Source organism: Mesorhizobium sp. M2C.T.Ca.TU.002.02.1.1 (genome assembly GCF_003997225.1).
On sequence record NZ_RZTO01000254.1, the window covers coordinates 1 to 7492 of the forward strand.

General features: G+C 63.3%; 6 protein-coding genes and 1 pseudogene. 2 read left to right on the forward strand and 5 right to left on the reverse strand.

Annotated features, from left to right (window positions below; all coding sequences use genetic code 11):
- Positions 1-175 (reverse strand): FAD-dependent monooxygenase (locus tag EOD07_RS38535; protein WP_245470160.1); only part of this gene is annotated, 175 nt, incomplete at its 3' end.
- 286 nt (positions 176-461) lie between these two features.
- Here EOD07_RS38535 and EOD07_RS15500 point away from each other — a divergent pair.
- Positions 462-2111: an amidohydrolase gene (locus tag EOD07_RS15500; RefSeq protein WP_164772271.1), complete on the forward strand. Its 1650-nt coding sequence runs from the start codon at positions 462-464 to the stop codon at positions 2109-2111.
- 20 nt (positions 2112-2131) lie between these two features.
- The gene (locus EOD07_RS15505; protein WP_127236099.1) at positions 2132-3751 is read left to right on the forward strand and encodes a GMC family oxidoreductase N-terminal domain-containing protein; all 1620 of its coding nucleotides are present in this window, start codon (positions 2132-2134) and stop codon (positions 3749-3751) included.
- 343 nt (positions 3752-4094) lie between these two features.
- On the opposite strand, the gene EOD07_RS15510 is transcribed toward EOD07_RS15505, so the two are convergent.
- From EOD07_RS15510 to EOD07_RS38540, 4 genes and pseudogenes are all read right to left on the reverse strand, one after another.
- Complete coding sequence (locus tag EOD07_RS15510) at positions 4095-4853, reverse strand: ABC transporter ATP-binding protein (RefSeq protein ID WP_206519473.1); 759 nt, start codon at positions 4851-4853, stop codon at positions 4095-4097.
- A gap of 122 nt (positions 4854-4975) precedes the next feature.
- Positions 4976-5779, reverse strand: coding sequence for an ABC transporter permease (locus tag EOD07_RS15515; protein ID WP_127236101.1), 804 nt, complete (start codon positions 5777-5779; stop codon positions 4976-4978).
- 88 nt (positions 5780-5867) lie between these two features.
- Complete coding sequence (locus EOD07_RS15520) at positions 5868-6851, reverse strand: ABC transporter substrate-binding protein (protein WP_127236102.1); 984 nt, start codon at positions 6849-6851, stop codon at positions 5868-5870.
- A gap of 483 nt (positions 6852-7334) precedes the next feature.
- Positions 7335-7492, reverse strand: a pseudogene (locus tag EOD07_RS38540) (aldehyde-activating protein); the annotation flags it as partial.

Genomic DNA, 7492 nt, shown 5'->3' on the forward strand with positions numbered 1-7492 from the left:
GCCAGGCCGGGCCGTTGGCGACCAGGGAGTCCCACCGCTGCGAGCGCCAGCGCTCGGCGATCCGGCCGCGCTCGAGCACGAGATGAGGCACCCCGCATTTGCTGAGATGCTCGCTCATGGCCACCCCGGCCTGGCCACCGCCGACAACGAGCGTGTCTATCTTCTCAACCGACATATCCACGTCTCTTCCGATGGGGCTTTCGCCGCTGCGATGGAGGTCCGGTTTGCTTTTAGTGACGGGCTGGCGGAGCGAAAATTATGATTTCATGTGTCAGTGCTTAGCTTATCCCTAAACGCTGAGACGGGATCGCGGGGCGGTTGCGGATTCCCACGACAAGGTCGACGGTACCGCCTCCGAACATCGATCAGGCTTAGGCAAACCCTAAGCACGGGTACCGGAAAAAGTTATTCTTCCGTCTCGGATTCGGTGGTTCCTTGCCTTCATCACCCGCATGAGAGCGATGGCCGCTGAAAGTCAAATGGCGCGAGAGACCCTTTACACAAACGGCGCGCTCTATACGGTCGATCCGGCGAATCCCGTTGCCGAGGCGATGCTGGTTCGCGGCGAGCGCATTGCTGCTGTCGGCTCTTGGTCCTCCGTCAGAGCGCAGGCCTCGGCGAATGCCGAAATCATCGATCTTCAAGGCCGGTTCGCAATGCCGGCCTTCATCGACTCCCACCTGCATTTCGCCTGGGGAAGCAAATACCTCGATGAGGTGCGGTTGCGGGAAGCAAAGACGTTCGGCGAAGTCCTCGACCGGTTGAAGGCCTATGCGCAGGCTCATCCCGACCGCGCCTGGATCGTGGGCAGCGAGTTCAGCTACGGCTACCCGGATCTTCCCGAAGGCGGCTTCCACAAATCGCTTCTCGATCAAGTCGTCGCCGATCGCCCCGTCTTCTTCCGCTCCGGCATGGCGCATGCGGCCTGGGTGAACAGCAAGGCGCTGGAGCTTGCCGGCATCACGCGGGACACGCCCGATCCCGAAGGCGGCGAGACCGTCAGGGACGCGAGCGGTGAGCCGACCGGGTGGCTGAAGGAGAAGGCGTGGTCCAGGTTTGAAGCGCTGGTCCCCCATTCCTCGCAATCCGATCTGCGATCGGCGCTGCTCCGCGCCATAAAGGAAGCGAACCGTCTGGGACTGTCGCGGGTCCAAAGCGCGGGGATGGATGACGAAGCAGTCCCCTTGCTGGCCGAGATATTCGCGAACGATGAGCTGAGCCTGCGCTTCACGCTTTCGAGCATTGTAAATCCGGATTCAAATCTCGACGAGGTGATCGCGCGCGTGTCTGGGTGGAGGGATGACCTCGACCCGGACTTTCTCGACGGGCGCGTCATCAAACTCTTCCTGGACGGCGTGCTGGAATCCCACACGGGCTTCATACCCCAGGGCTATGCCGACAAACCGGGCGAAACCGGAACATGCCTGTGGAAGGCAGCCGCCTACAACGCGGCCGTCAGCCGCGCGCAGCAGGAAGGCTTTCAGGTCTGGACGCACGCGATCGGAACGGGGGCCATCGAAATGGCGCTCGATGCCTACGCCGCGGATGGCGAACGCTCGCGGCAGCGTCGACCGCGAGTAGAGCATTGCGAAATACCCACCCCGCGCGACATCGAGCGCTTTGCCGAGACAGGAGCGATAGCGAGCTTCCAGCCCGCCATGATCTATCCGCGCGACCAGTGGCTCGGGATGGAAGGGCTTTGGGAGGCGCGCGTCGGCTCCGCATCCCTGCCGCGCGCCTTTCCCGTTCGCTCCATCATCGAGGCCTCAGGCGCCGTCGCATTTGGAACCGATTGGCCCATCGTCGATCTCAATCCACTCATCGGCATTCGCAATGCGGTGCTGCGTCAGAGCCGGGATCATCAGCCCGAAACCGGATGGGTCCCGCAGCAGCGGATCACCGTCGCGCAGGCGCTCCATGCCTACACACTGGGGGCTGCCTTTGCCGGCCACCGAGAGAACGACGAGGGCAGTTTGGCGGCGGGGAAGCTCGCCGACTTCATCGTGCTTTCCGATGATCCGCTGCAGGTCGAGCCGGACAAGATCGCCGATATCAAGGTGCTGAAGACGATCGTCGGCGGCAAACCGGTCTGGGAAGAACCCGCGGCTTGAGACCGCGTCTTGGGGGTTGGATGGAAGCGGCTGAATTTGACTACATCGTCGTCGGTGCCGGCTCGGCCGGTTGCTTGGTCGCCAATCGGCTGAGCGCCGATCCGTCGGTCAGAGTGTGCCTGGTCGAGGCCGGCGGCAGCGACAACAGCCTGCGGGTCAAGGTGCCGGCGGGCATCCTCTCGCTCTACGGCAACCCGAACTACGACTATTGCTTCGTCGGCGTGCCGCAGCCTGAGCTCAACAATCGCCGCATTCCGGTCAATCGCGGCAAGGCGCTCGGCGGATCGAGCTCGATCAATTCGATGGTCTATATTCGCGGCGCCGCCGAGGACTATGACGAGTGGGCCGGGCTCGGCTGCGCCGGCTGGGCCTATCGCGACGTGCTGCCCGTGTTCAGGACGCTGGAGCGCAATCTGCTCGGCCAGGACCCGCGCTATCATGGCAGCGACGGCGAGCTGCTGGTCGACAATCCGCGCGATCCGAACGAGCTTTCAAGCATGTTCGTCAAGGCCGGCAAAAACGCCGGCCTGCCCGCCAACGCCGACTTCAATGCCGAGAGCCAGTTCGGCCTCGGCATCTACAACGTCACGCAGGATCGGGGACAGCGCTTCAGCAGCTTCAGCGCGTTCATGCGTCCGGTGCTTCATCGCAGGAACCTGACGCTGCTCAGCGAATGCGAGGTGATCGACCTTGCCGTCGCGCAAGGGCGCGCCACTGGGCTGCGCGTGCGGCACGACGGCCAGCGAAAGACGCTCTCGGCCAGCCGCGAGATCGTGCTTTCGGCCGGCGCCATCAACTCGCCCAAGATCCTGATGGCGTCCGGCATCGGGCCGGCGGCCGAGCTCAAGCAGATCGGCATCGCGCCGGTCCTCGATCTGCCCGGCGTCGGCAAGAACCTGCAGGACCATGTCGACGGCATGATCACCGTGCGCTCCAGAAGCACCAGGACGCTCGGACTGTCGATCGCCAACCTGCCGCGCATGGCGGCAGCGCCCTTCCAGTATTTCGCGCACCGCAAGGGCATGCTCACCACCAACTATGTCGAAGCCGGCGGCTTTGCCAAGACCAGGCACGCCAATGGCCTTCCCGACATCCAGTTCCATTTCGTGCCCGGATATCGCAGCCATCGCGGCAGGCTGATCGAATACGGCCATGGCTACGCCATTCACACCTGCGTGCTAAGGCCAAAAAGCATCGGCGAGATTAGGCTGTCACGCGACAGTTCCCGCCGCGACGTCCTGATCGACCATCGCTTCTTCACGCATGAAGACGACGCCATGGTGCTGGTCGAAGGCATCAAGATCGCGCGCCGGATTTTTGCCTCGTCCGAGTTCGACGCGGTGCGCGGCAAGGAGATGCTTCCTGGCAAGGATGTCCAGACAGACGACGAGATCCTCGCCTATCTGCGCGCCGAGGCGCTGACCGTCTATCACCCGGTCGGGACCTGCAAGATGGGAACCGACGACATGGCCGTCGTCGATCCGGCGACGCTCAAGGTGCGTGGCGTGGACGGGCTCCGGGTCGCGGATGCCTCCGTCATGCCGAAGCTGATCGGCGGCAACACCAACGCGCCCAGCATGATGATCGGGCAGAAGACTTCCGAAATGATCCTCGGCTCGGCGCAGAACGGGGGCAAATAGGCCACCGCTGTTTCGGTGAAAACGTCTGGGATTGGCTGAAGCCTCCCGAACGTCGTCATTCTATGGCGGAGCAAGGAGCGAAGCGACGCGCGCAGAATCCATTCCGTGACATCGAGGCGCTGCGACGGTGCAGAATTCTGCCCCGCTGCATCCCTCGGCCAAGGTCACGGAATGGATCCTCGGGTTCCCGCGTCCGCTTCGCTCCCGCTCCGCCCGTGGATGACGAAGCTGAGAGGCTTCGGCCAACCCCCAGCATCTGCGCTGATTTCACGAAAATAGACGATGAAAATCGTGCCGCCTACAAGCCTGCAACCTTTTCAGAAACCCTATGTCGAGAGGCTATTTAGTGATCCTCGTCGATCTCGTCGTGCAGAAGGCCGAGGATACGGCGCTTGAGCGCGATGAAGTCGGGCTCAAGGATCACGTCCATCGAGCGCGGCCGGGGTATGTCGACCTTGATCTCGGCCTTGATCTTGCCGGGCCGGGCCGTCATCACCAGGACGCGGTCGCCGAGCACCAGCGCCTCGTCGATATCGTGGGTGACGAAGAGCACCGTCTTCTGCTGCCGCTCCCAGACGCGCAGGAGCAGCTTCTGCATGGTGCCGCGCGTCTGGCTGTCGAGCGCGCCGAACGGCTCGTCCATCAAGAGAACCGCTGGGTCGTTGGCAAGGGCGCGCGCGATCGCCACGCGCTGCTTCATGCCGCCGGAAAGCTGCGCTGGATAGTGGTCCGCAAAGGGCGCGAGGCCGACCTCGTTGAGATACTGGTCGACGATCTGCTTGCGCTGCTCCGCGGGCAGCCCCTTGCGCTTCGGCCCGTACTCGATGTTGGCGCGCACCGTGAGCCAGGGAAACAGGGTGTAGCTCTGGAACACCATGCCCCTGTCCGGGCCGGGCTCGATCACTTCCCTGCCATCGACCTTGATGGTGCCCGAGGTCGCGTCGTTGAGGCCTGCGGCGAGGTAGAGCAGGCTGGATTTGCCGCAGCCCGAAGGACCGACGATGACGCAGAATTCGTTCCTGGCCACCTTCAACGACACATCGTCCAGCGCCAGCACGCCGTTGGCGTCGCCGTAGCGCAATGTCACGTCCTCGATGGCCATCGTGGTGCCGGCCGCGCGCGCATCGACATTGGCGGAGGCCATGCCGTCCAAATTGTTCGCCTTGACGGTTTCGGTCATCACTACCCTTGATCCGGTTGCGGTTTGCGAGGATGCGTTCAAGATCAAGGTGCCCATGGCGCGACCCTTGCCCGGAGAATGCGGAATGCCGTGTCGGTGATCAGGCCGAGAAGACCGATCGCGGCGATCGCCATGAAGATCACGTCGACCTGGAAGCCGCGCATCGCCTTCAGGCTGATGTAGCCAAGGCCGCTCGACGCCGCGACGAGCTCGGCCACGACCAGATAGGTCCAAGCCCAGCCCATGGTGACGCGAAGCGTGTCGAGGATCGCCGGAAGCGCTGCCGGGAAGATGACGTGCCACACCGCTTCGCTGCGCTTGGTGCCCAGCGTGTAGGAGGCGTTGACCAGATCCCTGGAGACGCTGCGCGCGCAATCGGAGATCATGACGAGTTGCTGGAAGAAGGTGCCGAAGAAGATGACCGCGACGCGCTGCTCGATGCCGATGCCGATCCAAAGGATGAACAGCGGCACGAAGGAGGTCACCGGCAGATAGCGGATGAAGTTGACCAACGGCTCCAGCGGCGCCTGCACCGCCCGGTAGGTCCCCATCCAAAGTCCCAGCGGCACCGCGATCAGCGAGGACACGATGAAGCCCAGGATCACCACCTTGGCGCTGGTCAAAGTGTGGTAGAAAAGGCTGCCGTCGAGCGACATGCGATAGGTCGTCTCGAGCACGGTTCCGGGCGTCGGCAGGAACATGTTCGGCACGACGCGGCCATAGGACAGCAACGCCCAGCCGCCGATCACGACCACCCACATCGCCAGCGCGAGCGTTGTTGCCGTGCTGGCGGGAATGGTGGCGAATGGGGTCGTCAGGCGTGTCCACGCCGTCCGCCTCTGTGCCATAAGATGGCCTCCGTAGATCTAAACGCGAAAACCTGGCTTTGAGAAAACGGGATCGGCCCGGCGGGCCGACCCTGGCGATCCCGAAAGCTCACTGTTCCTTGATGAAATCGGTGTCGAGGATGGTTTTCGAGTCGATCGTCATCTTGAGCTTGCCGGCCTTGCCCCAGATGTCCTGCGCGAAGTTCACCAGGTCGGCCGCTTCGCTCTTCTCCGGCGTGCCGAAGAATTCAAGGTTGCGGGCGCGGTCGTAGTAGCGCACGCCCTTGGCGCCGGCCGCGAAATCCTCAGGCTTCTCGAGATAGCCGCCAATGCCCTTGGCCATGATCTCATAGGCCTTGTCCGGGTTGGTCTTGATGTAGTCGACCGCCTTGTAATAGCCCTTGATGAGGGCCTTCACGTCCTCGGGATGCTTCTCGATCAGGTCGCATTTGAGCGCGATCACATCGACGATCAGGCCGGGCGTGGTCGTGGAATCGATCAGCACCTTGCCCTTGCCGCCCTTGCGGACTTCGGTGAGATGCGGCTCCCAGGTCACTGCGGCGGGAACCTGGCCGGCGATGAAGGCGGTCGCAGCATCATCGGCGGTCATGTTGGTGATGGTGACGTCGTCCTCGGTCATGCCTTCCTTTTTCAAGAGCACGTTGAACCAGAATTCGGAAATGGAGCCCTCGTTCAAGGCCACTTGCTGGCCCTTCAGATCCTTGAGCGACTTGACGTCGGGCTGCGTGACGACGCCGTCGCCGCCATGGCTGTCGTCGAGCGCCACCACATATTTGAAGCAGAGCTCGTCCGAGCGATACTTCATCAGCTCGTCGACGGTGGAGGCAGCGCCGTCGAGATCACCGCCGGCGACAGCCGCCATGTAGAGCGCCGATTCTTCGATCACCTTCAGGTCGACGTCGACGCCTGCTTCCTTGAAGTAGCCTAGGTCGCGGGCGAGAAACAGCGGCCCGTAGCCCACCCAGGTGGTCATGCCGAGACGAATGGCCCCGGCGTCGGCGGGAGCGGCTAGCCCCAGGCCCAGCAGGCTCGCGCCGACCGCGGTCATCAGGCAATTGCGGAATGTCTTCATTGTCGTGGTTCCCCATGGCTGTTGCTGGCATCGGCCTCATTCGAGTGGCGTATGCCAGGCTGTCGTTTCGGCAGCCGCTCTCTTGTTATGCGTCGCCCTCCCAGGCGGGCCTTGTTCTAGGTCCCGCAAGAGAGCATCCGGGCCGGATCGCAAAAAGAAGTCTTTTTCTGTCCTTTGCTTCGCCGAAACCGAAGCAGCGGGCTGAGTTTGGCCGATGAGCTTGAACCGTCGGCGCGAAGCGGCAGCGGGTCCGATGGCGCCGGCAGACGCGCCAATGACCGTCGACGGCATGCTGGCCGAAGGAATTGTTGCAGGATGGTTCGCCCGACCGGAGGCGTGCCCGAGCCGCCGGAAAGATCGACGGCAGCGCCGGGATGAATGGCAAGTTCAGATGCTTCGAGGGCCTTGCGAGGGATGCGGCCTCATCGGCCGCATCCCGGGGATTTCAGCGCAGACAACGCCTCCAGGGCCTGGCAACGCGGATTACGCCGCCAGGGCGCCCGACTTCTTTGCCGTCCAGGTGGCGATATAGTCCATCAGGCCGGGGCTGAGGCAGTCATAGGGCTCCAGCCCGATCGACTTCAGCTGGCCGCGGATGCCGGCCATGCGGCTCGGGTCGACGCCGGATTCGATGATCGAGG

Excerpts from the sequence above, each read along its gene's own strand:
- EOD07_RS15500 (WP_164772271.1), top strand. The coding sequence starts at position 462 with ATGGCCGCTGAAAGTCAAATGGCGCGAGAGACCCTTTACACAAACGGC.
- EOD07_RS15505 (WP_127236099.1), top strand. The coding sequence starts at position 2,132 with ATGGAAGCGGCTGAATTTGACTACATCGTCGTCGGTGCCGGCTCGGCC.
- EOD07_RS15510 (WP_206519473.1), bottom strand. The coding sequence starts at position 4,853 with ATGGCCATCGAGGACGTGACATTGCGCTACGGCGACGCCAACGGCGTG.
- EOD07_RS15515 (WP_127236101.1), bottom strand. The coding sequence starts at position 5,779 with ATGGCACAGAGGCGGACGGCGTGGACACGCCTGACGACCCCATTCGCC.
- EOD07_RS15520 (WP_127236102.1), bottom strand. The coding sequence starts at position 6,851 with ATGAAGACATTCCGCAATTGCCTGATGACCGCGGTCGGCGCGAGCCTG.